Source organism: Streptomyces venezuelae (genome assembly GCF_008642275.1).
Classification (GTDB): domain Bacteria; phylum Actinomycetota; class Actinomycetes; order Streptomycetales; family Streptomycetaceae; genus Streptomyces; species Streptomyces venezuelae_E.
Map to the genome: position 1 here is coordinate 7,590,594 of NZ_CP029189.1, position 16,598 is coordinate 7,607,191.

13 protein-coding genes are annotated in these 16,598 nt (G+C 73.4%); 5 read left to right on the forward strand and 8 right to left on the reverse strand.

Features of this window, described 5'->3' with window-relative positions; genetic code table 11:
* Positions 1-555 precede the first annotated feature (555 nt).
* The 3 genes from DEJ51_RS33675 to DEJ51_RS33685 all read left to right on the forward strand — a co-directional run bounded on the left by DEJ51_RS33675 (position 556) and on the right by DEJ51_RS33685 (position 3,734).
* The gene (locus DEJ51_RS33675; RefSeq protein WP_150261397.1) at positions 556-2,649 is read left to right on the forward strand and encodes a SpoIIE family protein phosphatase; all 2,094 of its coding nucleotides are present in this window, start codon (positions 556-558) and stop codon (positions 2,647-2,649) included.
* Between the two features lie 54 nt (positions 2,650-2,703).
* A complete protein-coding gene (locus tag DEJ51_RS33680; RefSeq protein ID WP_150261399.1) occupies positions 2,704-3,249 on the forward strand; it encodes a GNAT family N-acetyltransferase in 546 nt (181 codons plus the stop codon).
* Positions 3,250-3,329: 80 nt separating this feature from the next.
* Positions 3,330-3,734, forward strand: coding sequence for a DUF4440 domain-containing protein (locus DEJ51_RS33685; protein WP_150261400.1), 405 nt, complete (start codon positions 3,330-3,332; stop codon positions 3,732-3,734).
* A gap of 13 nt (positions 3,735-3,747) precedes the next feature.
* Here DEJ51_RS33685 and DEJ51_RS33690 read toward each other — a convergent pair whose 3' ends face one another.
* Both DEJ51_RS33690 and DEJ51_RS33695 read right to left on the reverse strand, forming a co-directional pair.
* A complete protein-coding gene (locus DEJ51_RS33690; RefSeq protein WP_150261402.1) occupies positions 3,748-4,692 on the reverse strand; it encodes a nucleotidyl transferase AbiEii/AbiGii toxin family protein in 945 nt (314 codons plus the stop codon).
* 61 nt (positions 4,693-4,753) lie between these two features.
* The gene (locus DEJ51_RS33695; protein ID WP_411757370.1) at positions 4,754-7,957 is read right to left on the reverse strand and encodes an amidohydrolase family protein; all 3,204 of its coding nucleotides are present in this window, start codon (positions 7,955-7,957) and stop codon (positions 4,754-4,756) included.
* 164 nt (positions 7,958-8,121) lie between these two features.
* On the opposite strand from DEJ51_RS33695, the gene DEJ51_RS33700 reads away from it, so the two are divergent.
* Complete coding sequence (locus tag DEJ51_RS33700; RefSeq protein WP_190620838.1) at positions 8,122-9,027, forward strand: aminoglycoside phosphotransferase family protein; 906 nt, start codon at positions 8,122-8,124, stop codon at positions 9,025-9,027.
* 286 nt (positions 9,028-9,313) lie between these two features.
* Here DEJ51_RS33700 and DEJ51_RS33705 read toward each other — a convergent pair whose 3' ends face one another.
* The 6 genes from DEJ51_RS33705 to DEJ51_RS33730 form a co-directional block, all read right to left on the reverse strand.
* Positions 9,314-10,498, reverse strand: coding sequence for a cytochrome P450 (locus tag DEJ51_RS33705; protein WP_150261403.1), 1,185 nt, complete (start codon positions 10,496-10,498; stop codon positions 9,314-9,316).
* On the reverse strand, positions 10,488-11,195 hold the full coding sequence (locus DEJ51_RS33710) for a tRNA-dependent cyclodipeptide synthase (RefSeq protein WP_223836099.1): 708 nt from the start codon (positions 11,193-11,195) through the stop codon (positions 10,488-10,490). Before DEJ51_RS33710 ends, DEJ51_RS33705 begins: the two co-directional genes overlap by 11 nt.
* A 336-nt stretch (positions 11,196-11,531) precedes the next feature.
* A complete protein-coding gene (locus DEJ51_RS33715; RefSeq protein WP_150262308.1) occupies positions 11,532-12,494 on the reverse strand; it encodes an endonuclease/exonuclease/phosphatase family protein in 963 nt (320 codons plus the stop codon).
* A 72-nt stretch (positions 12,495-12,566) separates the two neighbouring features.
* Positions 12,567-13,814, reverse strand: a complete 1,248-nt coding sequence (locus tag DEJ51_RS33720; RefSeq protein ID WP_411757371.1) for a serine hydrolase domain-containing protein — start codon at positions 13,812-13,814, stop codon at positions 12,567-12,569.
* 97 nt (positions 13,815-13,911) lie between these two features.
* Complete coding sequence (locus tag DEJ51_RS33725; protein ID WP_150261406.1) at positions 13,912-14,784, reverse strand: PhzF family phenazine biosynthesis protein; 873 nt, start codon at positions 14,782-14,784, stop codon at positions 13,912-13,914.
* 332 nt (positions 14,785-15,116) lie between these two features.
* Positions 15,117-15,440, reverse strand: a complete 324-nt coding sequence (locus tag DEJ51_RS33730; RefSeq protein WP_150261407.1) for a hypothetical protein — start codon at positions 15,438-15,440, stop codon at positions 15,117-15,119.
* A gap of 130 nt (positions 15,441-15,570) precedes the next feature.
* Between DEJ51_RS33730 and DEJ51_RS33735 the strand changes: the two genes are divergently transcribed.
* Positions 15,571-16,596: a TAXI family TRAP transporter solute-binding subunit gene (locus tag DEJ51_RS33735; protein WP_223836100.1), complete on the forward strand. Its 1,026-nt coding sequence runs from the start codon at positions 15,571-15,573 to the stop codon at positions 16,594-16,596.
* Positions 16,597-16,598 lie beyond the last annotated feature (2 nt).

Consider the following 16,598-nt stretch of genomic DNA (forward strand, 5'->3'; position numbering starts at 1 on the left):
CCCGGACCGGCCGGGCCCCCCTGCCGGGCTGCCCGCGGTCACGGTGCCGCACACGGGCCGGGAGCCGTACGAGGAGCACTGACGCGGCGCGTGCGGCGACGGGCAGCAGGACGATCCGCAGGGTCACCACGGCCCACGCTCCGAGCGCCGACCCGTCGCCCGGTGCGGGACACGGCGACCGCCAGGGCCCCCGCCACGGCCCGGCACGGCCGCTCCTCGTCGACCGGGAGCTTCAGTGCCTCGCCGAGCACGTACGCGACCACGGTCCCGGCGGGCCCGTCCGTATCGGGTGTTCGATTCCATGGGGCCCGACCGCAGGAACGCGGAAGCCCTTCCACCCCGGCCTGACGGCCGTCCCGGACCCCGGCGCAGGCCGGGGTTGCGCCGCCCGCCGTTCCGTGCCTGGCGAGCCGGCGGCCGCCCGGGCCGGGCCGCTCCGGACGCTGCCGGACGGGTTCGGGGGCACGATGAGAGGAAGCCGTGTGCCACGGACCGCCCCGGGGCGGGTGGCGGCGGGCGGCGCCGGGCCGACGATGCCGGAAGGGAGCGTCGCCGATGGGTGTGATCGACGGGTCGGGGACCGGTGGGATCAGTCCCGGCATGGCCGGGGTCTCCCCGCCGAGCGGACTGCTCGACGTCCTGAACGTCGCGGCCGTCGTCCTCGACTCCGAAGGCCGGGTCGCGCTGTGGAGCCCCCAGGCCGAGCAGCTGTTCGGCTGGACGGCGGAGGAGGCGCTCGGCCGTCCCGCCGCCCGGCTGCTGGCCGCCCAGGAGCACGTGGGCCTGGTCACGGAGCTGTTCGCGCGCGTCATGGGCGGCGCCGGCGACTGGGCGGGGGCCTTCCCGGTGCGGCGCCGGGACGGCACCACGCGCCTGGTGGAGTTCCGCAACATGCGGCTGCTCGACGAACACGGCGACCTGTACGCCCTCGGCATCGCCACCGACCGCACCCGGCTGCGCCAGCTGGAGCGGGACCTCGCCCTGTCCGCGCGCCTCGTGGCCCAGTCCCCGATCGGCCTCGCGGTCCTGGACACCGAGCTGCGGTACGTGCTCGTCAACCCCACGCTGGAGCGGATCAACGGGCTGCCCGCCGAGGACCACATCGGCCGGGGCGTCCGCGAGGCCCTGTCCTTCCTCGACGACGCCGAGGCCGCCGAGTCGGCGATGCGCCAGGTCCTGGCCACCGGGACACCGCTGCTCGAACAGTTCACGGCCGGCCGCACCCACGGCGGAGACCGCACCGAACACGCCTGGTCGGTGTCGTACTACCGGCTGGAGGACGCCACCGGCCGGGTACTCGGCCTCGCCACCTCCGTGGTGGACGTCACCCAGAGTCACCGGGCGGCCATCGAGATCGCCCGCAGCCGCCGCCGCCTCGCCCTCATCGCGGACGCCACCGTCCGCATCGGCACCACCCTCGACCTCGACCAGACCGCACGGGAGCTCGCCGACGTCGTCGTGCCCGAGCTCGCGGACATCGCCGCCGTCGACATCCTCGACTCCGTCCTCGAAGGCCGGCCGACCCTGCGCTCATCCGCCCACGAGCCCGCGGTGTTCCGCGCCCTGGCCCTCGCGGCCGCCTACCCCAGCGACGCCGTCCGCGCCGCCGACCCGCCCGGGGACATCGCCCGCTACGCCGCGGACCGGCTGGTCACCCAGTCCGTGACGACCGGCCACCCGGTCCTCGTCGCCCACGTACAGGCCCAGGACATCTCCCGCATCGCCCGCGACAGCACCGCCGCCAACCTCCTGAGCCGCGCCGGGCTGCGCTCCTACCTGGCCGTGCCGCTCATCGCCCGCGGCGAGGTCCTCGGCGCCCTCGACCTCAAACGCACCCGCAACCCGCTGCCGTTCAACGACGACGACATCGTGCTGGCCGGCGAACTCGCCGCCCGCGCCGCCGTGTGCATCGACAACGCCCGCTGGTACCGCAACGCGCACCACACCGCCCTCGCCCTCCAGCACCACCTCCTGCCGCACCACCCGCCGCCCACACCCGGCCTGGAAGTCGCCTACCGCTACCGGCCCGCCGCGGCCAGCAGCGAGATCGGGGGCGACTGGTTCGACGCCATCGCCGGACCGGACGACACCACCGTCCTCGTGGTCGGAGACGTCATGGGCAGCGGCATCAACGCCGCCGCGAGCATGGGACAGCTGCGTACGGCGACCCGCACCCTCGCCGAACTCGCCCTCGACCCGCCCCAGGTGCTCCACCAGCTCGACCACACCACCGCCGCACTGGAGGAGACCATCGCCACGTGCGTGTACGCCGTCTACGACCCGCACGCCGCCCAGTGCCGGGTCGCCCTCGCCGGACACCTGCCCCCCGTACTCATCCGCTCCGGCCGCCGGCCCCGGCTGCTCGACCTGCCCACCGGGGCACCGCTCGGCGTGGGCGGCATCCCCTTCGAGTCCACCGCCATCGCCATGGACCCCGGCGACCAACTCGTCCTCTACACCGACGGCCTGGTCGAAACCCGCGACGAGCCCATCGACGAACGCCTCGACCTCCTGCTGACCCTGCTCGCCGACACCGGACGCCCGCTGGAGGAGACCTGCGACCGCCTCCTGGACTCCCTGCGCCGCACGGACGACCACGACGACGTCGCCCTGGTCATCGCCCGCGCACGCCCCCTGCCGGCGACATAGGCCGGCGGGCCGCGCACCGGCTGCCCGGTCGGGCCGGCTGTTATGGTCCGAGGTATGCCTGAGCTCATCACACCCACCCCCCACCTGCACGCTTCCTGGCTCGACGCGCAGCGTGAGTGGGGAGCGGAGGCCCACCTGGACGGCGGCGGGCTCGGCTCCGACGACGAGGTGGACACCCCGGAGGGCTTCGCCGCCTGGGTGGAGCGGCTGCGCCGCTACTCGGACCGCACCCTGCCGGTCGACCACGGACGGGTCCACGCGACGTACTGGTGGATCACCGAGGGTGACACCTACCTGGGCGCGATAGACCTGCGGCACTACCTGAACGGCTTCCTGCTCGACGCGGGCGGCCACATCGGCTACAGCGTCAGGCCGTCGGCACGTCGCCGGGGCCTGGCCACCTGGGCCCTGGCGGCCGTCCTGCACGAGGCGCGCCTCCTGGGACTGGACCGGGTCCTTCTGACCTGCGACCCGGACAACGAGGCGTCCGTCCGCACGATCGAGGGCAACGGCGGGGTACTGGAGGACGTCCGCGACACCCTGATCGGCCCCAAGCGGCGCTACTGGATCGAGCTCCAGGACGTCCGGCACCGCCGATGAGGCCACGCCACTGGTGATCACGACAGCCCTCGCCGCCTGAACGGGCGGACCGGAGGAACCGCCGGTGTTAGGGTCGCGCCATGTCGTCCAAGGCCGAAATAGACGTGGTGACCGCCGAGTTCTTCGGCGCCTTCGACAACAGGGGTGGCGGGCCCGCCGATCTGGACCGGATCAGGCGGCTGGTGCTGCCGCGCGCAGTGATCACCGTGACCGGCCCGCAGTTCACGGTCTGGACCGTGGACGAGTTCATCGAGCCGCGCCGCCTGCTGCTGGCCCCCGGCGGGCGCCTGGCCGAGTTCTCCGAGTGGGAGACCTCCGAACGGACCGAGATCGCGGGCGGCATCGCGTCGCGGTTCGGCGAGTACCGCAAGTCCGGACTGCTGGACGGCAAGCCGTTCGAGGGAGCCGGCACCAAGACCATCCAGTTCGTCCGGACCCCCGAAGGCTGGCGGATAGCGGCCTTCGCCTGGCACGACCAGCCCTGACCACGGCCCGCCGCTATCGGGCCGCCGGAGCCAGCGCCGTCCGGAGGCGGGTGAGCCAGGCGGCGGCTGGGCCACGCACACCGGGGTGGGCCTCGCGGAAGAGCTGCCACGCCCCTTCGTCCACCCGCACACCCGCCAGGCGCGGCGGCTCCGGCAGCGGCAGCTCCCGGCAGGCCTCCGCCAGCAGCACGGCGTCGTACAGGTCCTTGCAGCGCGGGCCCTCCTCGGTCGCGGCGTCCGCCACCAGCCACCGCAGCTTCCAGGCCAGGGAGAGCCGCCGGCTCGCCGTGCGGACCACCGTGACCCCGCCGTCGCCGCGCGGCACGGCCGTCCAGACGGGTGCCTCGGGCAGCCGCTCGTCCCGGGAGAAGTCCAGCTGAGCCACCCCCGCCTGGCCATGGTCCGCCCGCCACGGGATCAGGATCCTGATCCCCGGGGGTCCGAACTCGCCGTCCGTGTACGTGTAGGCCCACGTACCGTCCCGGCGTGCCCCGTCCGCGTCCAGCAGCACGCCCGCGGCAGCCCGCGGGCTGGCGCGGATCCGCTCCAGCAGGTCCTCGTACGGAGGGAAGTCCTCCGGCTCCGGCTCCGGCTGCCAGACCAGGCCCTCCGGCGGGACGTGCGCGCGCAGCCCACACGTCTCGAACTCCTCCTCCCCGTCCGCCCAGATCTCGTACCCGGCCGCACCGTCCGCGGCTTCCGGCCACTGCTGCACGGTGTCGTACGCCGGGACGTACGGATGGGGGTACCGCGGGTCGACGGGGACCGGTGACGGCGGCGGCACGACGAAGTCGAGGTCACCCGGCGGCCGGGCCCGGCCGCCGACCCACGCGGGCATGACCATGCTGCCGCGCAGGACCAGTTCGTCGCCCCACGCGGATCGCGCGATCAGCCGCAGGAGATGGTCGAGGGCGGCGCGGCCCGGCCTTGCCGCCGCCGTCCGGTCGTTCGCCGTCATACGGCGACTGTAGGCGCCGCCACTGACAGCGCACTGGCGCACCCGGGCCGCAAGAGACCGCCTAGTCGTGCGGGGTGCAGCAGCCGTCCCGCAGCATCTGGTCCAGGACGGCCGGCCAGTCGGCCGGGGCCGGGCCGTCCGGGCCGTCCGGGTCGGGCGGCTCGGGGGTCCGGGTGAAGGCGCGTTCCAGGACGGGGCGTTCGTGGAGCATTCCGCCACGCACGGTCGCCCGGACCCGGACCAGGTCGTCGAAGTCCGTGAACGGATCGCCGTCGACCAGGGTCAGGTCGGCGATCCGGCCGGGCTCGACCGTGCCCAGCCGGTCCGCGACGCCGAACATCCGCGCCGGGCTCACGGTCACCGTCGTCAGGGCTTCCGCGGGCGTCAGGCCGTACCGGTGCAGTGCCCGCAGGGCCAGGTGGAGATGGAGGCCCACCGGGGTGAGCGGCGCGTCGGTGCCCAGCGCGAGCCGCCCGCCGCCTTCGACGACGCGGCGGTAGACGCCCACCTCCCGCTCCAGTGCCGCGCTCTGCTCCGCGCTCGGCGGTCCCGCTGCCAGGGCCCGGACGGCCGCCACGTCCCACGGCGGCATCAGGGACGTCACCCGCGGATCGTCGGCGAGCGCCGGATCGGCGCCGATCAGCGGGAGGGCCGTGAAGGGGGTGGCGATCAGAGCGAACCCGCCGTGCGTGTAGACCTCCAGGGTGTCCTGGTACGTGTGCCCCCGCGGGGTCGCGCCGTACCCGTACTCGGCACGCTCGGTCGCCACCAGGTGCGTGGTCAGGTCCTGACCGGACCTGATGCCCGGGGCGCACAGATGGGATCCGGCCGGCACCCCGAGCCGCTCGTGCGCGAACCGGGCCGCCTCGGCCATCTGCTCGTAGGGCGACCGCACATACGTCTTGACGAAGTCCCAGTCCAGCGCCGCGGCCCGGGCCAGCGAGCGGGCGAACCCGGCTCTCGTGCGATGGGCGCGCCCCATGCTGTAGGCCACCCGCGACCCGTCGAGGAGCTCCCCGCCCGCCAGCAGGCGGGGTGCGGCGAGCAGCCCGGCCCGGATGTCCTCGCGCAGCCGGGCCTGTTCGTAGGCGGAGCCACCGAGCGAGACCGCGGTCGTGACCCCGTACGCGAGGTGCAGGGCACCCTGGCGCGCCCCGTACGTGTAGGGGTACGGATGGACGTGCGCGTCCCACAGGCCGGGCAGGACCGTGCCGCGCGAGCAGTCCACGGTACGGGTGGCGCGGCGGCCGGGCCGGTGCGGCTCGACCGCGGTGATCCGGCCGCCGGAGATCAGGACGTCGACGTCGGCGCGGGGCGCGGAGCCGGTGGCGTCCCACAGCAGTCCCGCGTGCACGACGGTGTCCACGGGTGCGGGGCGCCGGTAGTCCAGGGAGACGGGAACGGTCCGGGGCGGCCCGGCGGGTGCGCCGGTGGCGTCGAGCGTGAGCAGCCGCAGCCGGGCACAGGACTGGTAGAGCAGCGTACGGGAATCGGCGGACCACGAGGGGTGGTCGGCGGGCTCGTCGGACAGGCGGCGGGCGGGGCCGGCCGGGGCGCCGTCGGGGCCGACGGGAAGCAGCCAGAGGGCCGATTCGCCGACGCAGGCCAGGAAGCGGCCGTCGGGCGACCAGACCGGGCCGGAGGCGTAGCGGTCCGCGAGTGAGGTGTGCGGGGCGAGCGCGTGCAGGCGGGCGGCACCGGTGGCGGTGTCGACGATCCGGATGAGGTTGTAGCCCTCGCGGAAGCGCCGGCTGAGCCGGTTGCGGTCGCAGAGGGCGAGATGGCGGCCGTCGGGCGACCAGCTGGGCGGGCCGGGCAGGCCGCCGCCGCCGAGGGCCGCGACCAGGGGCGTCTCGGTGCCGGTCGAGAGGTCGCGGACCAGGAGCCGCCCGGCGAGGTCGAGGGCGGCGAGCCTGCCGCCGTCCGGCGACAGCACCCCGTAGACGCGGCCGCCCGGGGCGAGGACGCGCTCACGGCCGCTGTCGAGGTCCCGCAGGCGCACGGTGTTCAGGCCGTCGCGGTCGTCCGTGTAGACCAGCGCGCGGCCGTCCGGGCTCCACACCGGGCCCTGGACGTACGCCGTGACCGGAGCCTGCACGATCCTGCGGGGCGGGCCGCCGGTCACGGGTGCGACCCACAGCGCGTTCAGTGCGGCGAAGGCGATCCTGCGGCCGTCGGGGGAGAGGGCCGGCAGGTGGATGCCCCGGACCGGAAGCTTCTGTTCGGCCTCCAGGACGTACTTCTTGATCCGGTAGCGGGGCCGGGGCACTTCGAGGGTGGCGTCGAGGAGGATCTCGCGGCCGTCGCCGTCGCCGTCCCGGTGCGGGCGGATCACCCGGAACCGGCCGTCGAGGGTGATCAGCAGCCGGTCGTCGCCGATCCAGCGCGGAGGAGCGGGCGCGAGGTCGCCGTCGAGGGGGACCGGACGGCCGTCGGCGAAGAGGGAGAGGTGCTCGGCCTTGCGGGGGCCGGGAGCCGCGGACAGCCAGGCGGTCCGTCCCGACGGGGAGAGAGCGGGCGCCAGCAGCCTGCCGTCGGTGACGGTGTGCTCGACCCGGACCGGGCTCCCGGCGCCTGGCACCGCGGCCACGGAGGCGAGGGTCCGGGCGGTCAGCGTCTCCCCGGCGGACGTGCCGCGTACGAACAGGACGCGCGAGCCGTCCGGCGACCACACCGGGTCGAAGTCCTCCCATTCCCCGTCCTGGCCGGGGCCGTCCTGCCCGGGCAGGCCCGTCAGCCGGCGCGGACGGCCGCCGGTCACGTCGACGGTCCAGATCCGGTACGGGCTCCCGGCCACCGGATCACCGTCGCGTTCGGAACAGAAGGCGAGGGCGCGCCCGTCGGGCGACCAGGCGGGCGCGCGGTGGTCGAACGGGCCGTCGGTGAGCGGGCGCAGGCCGGAGCCGTCCGCGTTCATCACCCAGATGTGGAAGGCGCCGCCGCGGTAGGCGCTCATCGCCACCTGGCGGCCGTCGGGGGAGAACACCGGGCGGCCGGGTTCGAGGTCGGGCGGGGTCAGCGGCGTCGCGGGCGAACCGTCCGGGGGCAGCGACCAGAGCATGCCCTGGACCTCGGCGACGACCCGGTCCCCGGAGGCGGTGGCCGCTCCGTTGGTCGCCCGGGTGAAACGCAGCCTGACCAGGTCCCCGGCTGCGCCGCCGCCCGGAGCGGCCGCCGCCGCGGACACGTGGCCGAGCAGTGCCGTCAGGGCACCCGCCGAAGCCGCCTGCAGTACGGTCCTTCGCGCAACTCGCAACCCGACCACTCGCCCCGTCCGTCGATGACCGCCCCGGATGCCTGCCCCGGATGCCTGTCCGGATGTCCCGTCAGCGACACGAACGATCACGACCCCGGTCGGGCAACGGTGGAGCGCCAGCGCGGTGGAAAAGGGTTTGACTCCGTCGGCGGCCGGCGATCGGATGGTGTTCCATGGCCACCGCACAGATGCATCCCGGCGCGCACCCCGTCGACGAGGACCTCGTACGCCGGCTGATCGCCGATCAGTTCCCCCGGTGGGCCGGGCTGAGCGTGGAGCGGCTGCCGTCGGGCGGAACGGTCAACGTGCTGTACCGGCTGGGCGACGGCATGGTGGTGCGGCTGCCGATGCTGGCGGGCGGAGCCGAGGACGTGGCGACGGAACGGGAGTGGCTGCCCCGCCTCGCGCGCCGGCTGCCCACGCCCGTCCCCGAACTCCTCGGGGCCGGGGTGCCCGCGCAGGGCTATCCGTGGTCGTGGTCGGTGTACCGGTGGCTGGACGGGGAGGACCCCGAGGCCGGGGCGCTGGAGGAGCCCGTGGCGCTGGCCCGTGACCTGGCCGGGTTCGTGGCGGCGATGCGGAGCGTCACCCTGACGGGTGCGCCGAAGGCCTACCGCGGGGGGCCGCTCGCCGCGCTCGACGCGCCGACCCGGGCGGCGATCGGGCAGCTGCGGGAGATTCCCGAGGAGGGCGTGGACTGCGATGCCGTGGCCGCCGTATGGGAGGACGCCCTGCGGGCCCCGGTCGGGGACGGGCCGCCGGTGTGGCTGCACGCCGACCTGATGCCGGGCAACCTGCTGGTGGACGGGGGCAGGCTGAGCGCGGTCATCGACTTCGGGTGCATGGGCGTGGGGGATCCCTCCTGCGACCTGTTCCCGGCGTGGAACCTGCTGACGCCCGCTGCCCGGACGGTCTTCCGCGAAGAGCTCGGCGTGGACGACGCGGCCTGGCGCCGCGGCCGGGGACGGACGCTTTCGCAGGCGCTGATCGCGCTGCCCTACTACCGCATGACGAACCGGGCGATGGCCGCCAACGCCCGGCACGTGATCCGGGAGGTGCTGGCAGAGCACCGGGGTTGAGTTCCGTCCGGGCCGTCCGTGCCGGGCGGGCCGTCCGTGCCGTCCGGGTGTCGCGGGGGGAGCGATCAGTACGCGCCCACGCGACGTTCTCCCGGAGCCGGTCGTGCTGCAACTGGCTGCTGCTTGCGGGGGAGCGCGACCTGAAAGGCCCCTTCGGCCGGTGGCCGGGTGCGCCGGGCTAGCGGACCCTACGGCGCCCACGCCCGGGCAGGGCGATGCCCCCGGCCGGATTCCCCCCGGCCGGAGGCGTCGTCGGGCGGGCGCGTCGTCCCGCGCGCCCACGCGATCACCAGAGCACGGGCAGGCGCTCCGGGATGCGCTTCATGAAGCGGGTACGCCACACGAGCTGGTCGACCGGCACGGCGAGAGCGAGGTCGGGCATCTTCTCCAGGAGCACCTCGATCGCGATCTCGGTGTGCCGCTTGCCGAGCGCGGTGGCCGGGCAGTAGTGCTGTCCGCCGCCGAAGGAGAGGTGCGTGCCGGCGTTCTCCCGGTCGATGTCCGCGACGTGCGGGTCGGGGTACACGGCCGGGTCGGTGTTGGCCGCCTCGACGAGGACGAGCATCAGCTCGCCCTTCTTCACCTCGACGTCGCCGAGGGTGACGTCCTCCAGCGCGAGCCGGGGCAGGCCGTCGGCGATCGACAGGTTGATGCGCAGGAGTTCGTCCACCGCGGCCGGGATCTTCTCCGGCTCCTTGCGCAGCTGGTCCCACATCCCGGGGTTCTGGAGCAGGGAGAAGATCGCCATGGTCAGGAAGCCCATGGTGGAGATGACCCCCGCGCCGAACAGCGTGACGCCCACGGTGGCGAGCATCTCGTCCGTCAGGTGGTCGTAGTCGGGGTCGTCGCGCAGGGCGGCGAGCTCGGCGATCAGACCCGTGGTGGTGGGGTCGTCGAGGCGCTCCACCATGTAGGCGATGTCGCGGTCCCAGTTGAGCTTGGCACCGGTGACCGGGCAGGCCGAGTTCATGAACGCGATGTCGAGGCTGGCCGCCAGTCGCGGCGCGTCGGACTCGGGGATGCCGAGGATGCGGCAGTGCAGGTTCTCTGCGTACGGATTGGTGAACTGGCCGCGCAGGTCGACCGGCGCCCCGTGGCCCAGGAGGCCGTCGACCAGGCTGGTGGCCTGGGCGCGCATCCAGTCGGTGAGGCCGTCGGTCTTGGGGTTGATGGCCTTGAGGACGGCCTTGCGCAGTCCCGCGCCGGTGATGTTGCCCATGTTGTTGACGACCTCGGGCGGGATCGTCAGCGCGTACTGGCGGGGCACACCGGGAGCCGAGGTGTCCTTCAGGCTGAACCGGGGATCCTCAAGGACCTGCTTGGCCAGTGGATAGGAGGAGACGAGCCAGGCCTCGTCCCCGGCTATCGTGCGGACCCGCTTCACGGGTTCGGCGCGCAGCTCCTCGATCTCGGGCGGGAGCTGGTCGCCGCGTGCGGAGAAGGGGAAGTCGAGCAGGGTGTCAGTGGACATCGGGAGCTCCTTCGGCGGGGGTGATGATGGCGTGGCCCTGGTTGCGCGAGGCGCGCAGACCCGAGCCGCGTGAGTAGAGCAGTTCCGCCATGGGCAGGAGCTGGTGGTAGCAGTTGAGGGAGGACGGCACGCCGAGGATGGCGGGCGTGTCGAGGAAGAGCGGCATTTCCGCGCACACGTACTCCAGGCACACGTCGCGCTGCCGCGTGGTGGCGGCCTTCCCGTTCAGGACCTTCGACGAGAGGAACGCGTCGACCAGCTTGTTGCTGGTCCTGCGGAACTCCGGGTCGGTGTCCAGCAGGGTGGTCAGGTGGCTGTGGAGCGCCCGGTAGGCGGGGATGTCGGTGAGGGACGACATCGGGCGGGCGCGGAGGCGTTCGCCGGTGGGGTCGGCCTCCGCGGCGGCGTTGTTCACCTTGGCGCGGACGCCGCGCAGGTTCTTCACCGCCTTGCGGCGCGCCTCGTCCTCGCCGTAGCCGAGTGCCTCGTACATCTCGGCCACGTGCATGTCGGTGTAGATGAGGTCGACCTGCTCGAAGTTGCGCAGGCCCCAGTGGGCGAGATCGTTGACACGTTGGGCCGAGAAGTAACTGTTCCCCGGGGAAATGCCGATGACGGCGTGATCACCTTCGGTGCTGATCACCTGGCAATGCGGGGTGTACGGCCGGACTGTGAAGACTTCGGTCGCTGTCGTCAACAGGGGTCGGTTCCTTTGCGCCGCTAGTCCCGTGGGGCCCTGTGCCCCGGGTGTGGCGGCGACGTGAAGGAAAGCTACCCGAACTGTGAGCGACGTTCCATGTCTTCTGGGTAGTAACTCATCTGGCGGACAACACCGTTGACCCGGGCATCCTTTCGGGGACGGCCGATCCGTCTCCGGCGGCAGCCTGTTGACCATGTTTCACCCCCCGTTCCCGGAACGGCCACCGGCGTGAAATCGGTCGGCCGACCGGAATTCCCCCGGCTGATTCCGGCCGGGAAACGACGCTGATGGCCCGTCAATAGCCTTTCGGCCCGTGAGGAAAGGGCCGCGCGGTCAGAAGTCGAGTACGGCGAGCACGGGAGCGTGGTCGGAGGGGCTGTCGTGCGGTGCGGCCGGGTGCGCGCCGTCCACCGTCGGCAGCTGCTCCGGGCCGGTGAAGACCCGCTCCAGACGGGGCAGCAGGGCCTGGCTGACCAGGATGTGGTCGATGAGCTCCGGCTGGCCCTCGAAGACGCGGGAGAAGCCGCCCTGTTCCAGGATGCGCGGGGCGAGGTTCCAGAGCCGCCGCGGGTCTGCGAGGTCGGGGTCCTGGAAGCCGCCGGTACCGATCTGCGAGCCCGGTGGACCGTACAGGATCTGCGTGGTGGCCGCCTTGAACTCGTCGTTGAGGTCACCCATCACGATCACCGGGTGCGAGCGGCCGTCGCCCTGCAGGAGCTGGTCGGCGACGAAGCGCATGGTGACGGCTTCGGCCGCGCGGCGGTACAGGGCGTACGCGGCGTAGCGCGCACGCAGGTGCTCGTCGTCCGTGCTGTGACGGTTGCCGGGGAAGGTCAGGAGCTTCGACTTGAGGTGGCAGACGGCCACACCGACGGTGTGGCCGGGCGCGGGACTCCAGCGTACGGCCAGGCCGCCGCGGCCCATCCTCTTGATCATGGTCCCGTCGTCCTCGACCCGGACGGGCGGGAGATGGTCCGGGAAGGCCGTGCGGTCCTCGACGACGACGAGCGGCCGACGGCTGAGGAAGCCCGTCCGGATGCCGCGGCGGTCCGGGTGCGTCGACAGGGCGATGTGCCACGCGCCGTCGAGCCGGTCGGCCAGATCGGTCAGCGCCTCGTGGCTGCCCACTTCCTGGACGCCGAGGAGATCGGGCGAGAGGCGGTCGATGGTGGCCGCGAGACCCGCCAGTTTCGCCTGGTAGGCGGCGTCGTCACGGGCGGCGCAGCGGTTCGAGGGCGGGGCGCCCGGCGGCAGGGGGCGGCAGAGGTTCTCCAGGTTCCACGTACCGATGACCACGCTCACGGCTGCTCCTGTTCACAGGCCCTCGCCGGGTCCCCAGTCCCCCCGTCAGCCCTCGGCCGCCCGCCGTCAGCCGGGCTTGGGCACCACCGGCTTGTGGCCGGGATACACGTGATCAGGGGTGACGATGCTGGTGACCGCCTGACCGAAGAGCGTGCTGGGTTCCTGGCCCTCGTACTGGCTGTCGGTGTTGAGGAGGATGACCATCGTCGCCTGCGCCGACGGCAGGTACACGGGCAGGACCTCGTATCCGGGGATCGAGCCGTTGTGGCCGATCCAGCCCTGGACGTCGAAGATGCCCAGCCCGTAGCCGGCACCCGGTATGTCCATCGGGGTGGTCTTCAGCCGTTCGGCCTGGGTCGCGGGCTTCAGCAGCGTGCCGGTGGCCAGGGTACGGGCCCAGCTGCGCAGGTCCTGGAGGTCGGAGGCCATCTCTCCCGCGGCCCAGGCCCAGGAGGGGTTCCAGCGGGTCGCGTCCTCGGTCCGGCCCGAGGCGGTCTGGTCGGTGTAGCCGTGCGCGTAGGGCACCGGCAGGGCCGGGCTCGTGGGGAAGACCGTGCTGCGCAGTCCGGCCGGTCCCAGGACGTCCTGGGTGATGACCTCGTGGAGCGGCCGGCCGGTGACCTTCTCCACCACCAGGCCGAGCAGGATCAGATTGGTGTTGCTGTAGTCGAACTCCGCGCCCGGCTCGAACTGCACGGGGTGCTTGAAGGAGTAGTCGAGCAACTGCCGTGGTGCGACGTACCGTTCCGGATCGGCTTCGAGGTTCTTGATGAAGTCCGCGTCCAGGCTGTAGTTGAAGAGCCCGCTGCGCATGCCCGCCAGTTGCCGCAGGGTGATCCGGTCACCGTTCGGAACTCCGGTGACGTAGGCGCCGATGTGGTCGTCCAGGCCCACCTTGCCCTGGTCGACGAGCTGGAGGAGCGCGGTGACGGTGAACGTCTTGGTCTCGCTGCCGATGCGTACGTGCAGGTCGGGGGTCATGGGCGCGCCGCTCGCCTTGTCCGCCACACCGAAGGACCGTACGTAGCTCCCCTTGCCGGGGGCCCACAGCCCGACCGTCACGCCCGGTACCCGCGCCTCGCGCATGACCTGGCGCACGGCCGCGTCCAGTTGCGCGGCGACGGCCGGTGTGAGCGGCGTGAATCCGGTATCGGTTTCCGGCGAAGGCGTCGAGGAGGGGGAGGGGGTGGCGGTGGCGGTGGCCGCGGGGGCGGAGAACGCGGACGCGGAGCCCACGGCGGCCGGGGCCATGAGCACTCCTGTCGCGGCGGCGGCCGCACAGGCCCGGCGTAGCCGGAGGTGGGCTGGCTTCACGGCATGGTCTCCTGCCGTCCGAGGACCCGGGCAACACCATCAGCCTAGGTCCGCCCGCCTCCGGTCGCGAGGTGAGCCGTCAGCGGGACGAGGTGCCTCAGGACGGCGGGAGCTCGCGCAGGCGGCCCTCCCCGACGAGGGCGACACCACCGCCGACACACACCGAGCGGATGGCGTGGCCGTGCCCGTCGGCGCTCACCGTCATCGTGCTGGGGCGCCCGGTGAAGCGGCCCTGGCGCAGCAGGGTCCGCTCTCCGGCGCCGATCCGGCCGTGGCTGCGCAGGCATGCGGCGGCGCACCCCGCACCGCTCCCGGTGGCGACGTCCTCCAGCAAACCGTCGTTGGTCCAGTGCCTGCCCTCCATGGCCGTCGCGTCCAGCAGGTAGGCGAACTCGGCGCCCAGCCGGGCCAGGGGCGCGTCGAGCGGTTCCGTGACGCGGGCGCGGGCGAGCGCGCCGCCGCGTACGGGCAGGACCAGGTAGCGCAGGCCCGTGGAGATCACCTCCGGGGGCAGGCCGGGGTCCAGGTCAGCGGGGCCGAGGCCGAACAGGGCGGCCAGGCCGCCGGGGTCGGGGCGGCCGAGGAAGGCGGCGGGGCCCTGGTCGAGGAGGCTCGTGTACCGGCCGGGACCGCGGCGTTCGGTGGCGACCTCCACCGGGCGGCCGGGCAGGCGCAGGGTCCAGAGCTCGCGGTCCGCCGTGCCGTGGAGGGCGTGCAGCACCGCGGCCGCGCCGATCAGGGGGTGCCCGGCGAAGTCCAGCTCGCCGTCGAGGTCGAAGACGCGCGCCCGCCAGGTGCGCGGCTGCCCGGATGAGCCGTCGCGCAGGAGGAAGACGGACTCGAAGTGCCGCAGTTCCCGGGTGATCGACCGCATCTGGGCGCCGGTCAGCGGATCGGCGTCGGGGAAGACCGCGAGGCTGTTGCCGCTGTAGGGGCGGTCGGTGAAGACGTCGACGTGGTGGTAGCGCATGGCGGCGACGCTACCGGGACGGATGCCGCATGCGGCGGGAACGAAAGCCCGCCGTGACGCTGGGGGAGGGCCGGTTCACCGAGCCGCCGTACCCGGGCGCGTGCGGTCCGCCCTACGGACCCCGTTCGCGATGGTTTCAGGCGGCGGGCCGCCGCCGCGCAGGGCTCGTACGCGCATTCCACCGTCCAGGAACGGGAGAACGCCTTCACCACGGCGCCGGACTCCGTCCGGTTCCCGAATACGGGCCTCGTCCCGCTCACTTGTCGTCACTCCCCGATAACGCGGCTGCTCCGTAAGCTCCGCTGCGCGGGGCGGCTCCCGGCCGGGCGGCCTCATGGGACACGGGAACCGCCGGCCCGGGCGGGGGCCCTTTCCACGCGGCGGTTGTGGCGGCGGCGGATCACTTCCCAAGGAGGTGCCACCACCGCGTAGAAGAGGGCGATGCACGCCCACATCGGCAGCATGTGCAGGAGTACCACCACGCTCGCGCCCCAAATCGACCAGCAGAGCAGGTCCATCCACACGGGAACACGCGGGATGGTGTGGAATATCGGAGGAATGGGCCGGTCCCGATTCGCTTTCGACGCGTAGGTGATATAGGCAATTCCGGTGACCGCCGGAATGATGACGGCGGCGATGAAGGTCACGACGCGCATCGGAGTCTCCTGCCTCTACGGTCCCGCGCGGTCCGAGGGAATTCCTTTCCAGGGAAACCGGTCGGCAGGAAGCGCGTCACGACCCGAAATTCCGGGGCTTGACATCGGGGCGATCCCTTAGGATTCCGCCGTGACCAGCGCAGAAACGACCAGGCGGCGGGTGCTGGGCGCCGGCCTCGGTGCCCTGGCGGCGGTGTCGGCCGGCTGCTCGGGGAACTCCGGACCGGTACGGCGGCTGCGCCTCGCCACGGGACCCGAGGGCGGCCCGTACAACGCCTTCGGGCAGGCCCTCGCACAGGCCGTCGCCGCGAGCGGCCACCGGATCGAGATCGTCCCGGTGAGCACCGCGGCCAGCGTGGACAACCTGCGCCGACTGGCCGACGGCTCCGTCGAGCTCGCCCTGGCCATGGGGGACGTGGCCGGGGACGCGGTGCTGGGGCGGGAGCCGTTCCCCCGGCCGACGGCCGCGACGGCCCTGGCCAGGGTCTACGTGAACTACACGCATCTGCTCGTCCCGGCGGACGGGCCGGTGCGCTCGGTGGGCGATCTCGCTGGGCGCCCCGTCGCCGTGGGTGCGCCGGGCTCCGGGGTACAGGTGGTTGCGGAACGGCTCCTGCGGGCGGCAGGCCTGAGCGGCGCCCCCGTATCCGCCTCCGCACCCACGCCCGCCCCCGCCCCCGCGCCCACGCCCGTACCCGTCCCGACGGCGGACGAGCGGCAGTTGGGCCTCGCCGCTTCCGTGGACGCCCTGCGTGAGGGCTCGGTCGCCGCGCTGTTCTGGTCCGGCGGGGTGCCCACCCCGGCCCTGGCCGACCTGGCGCGCGAGCTGCCGCTGCGCTTCCTGCCGCTCGACGCCCAGGCCGGCGTGCTGCGCGAGCGCTACGGCCCCGTCTACTCGCCGGTCACGCTCCCGGCCGGGGTGTACGGGCTGACGGAGCCGGTGGGAACCATCGGAGTCGGCAACTATCTCCTGGCGCGGGCCGACGTACCGCAGGGCGTGGTACGTGACCTGCTGCAGGTGGTGTTCGACCGCTGGCGGGACCTGCTGCGGGAGGTGACGGCCGGGGCCCGGCTGGAGCCCCGCTTCGCCATCTCGACCGGCGAGGTGCCGCTCCACCCGGGAGCGGTGACTTATTACCGGTCGGTGTACGGCTGAGA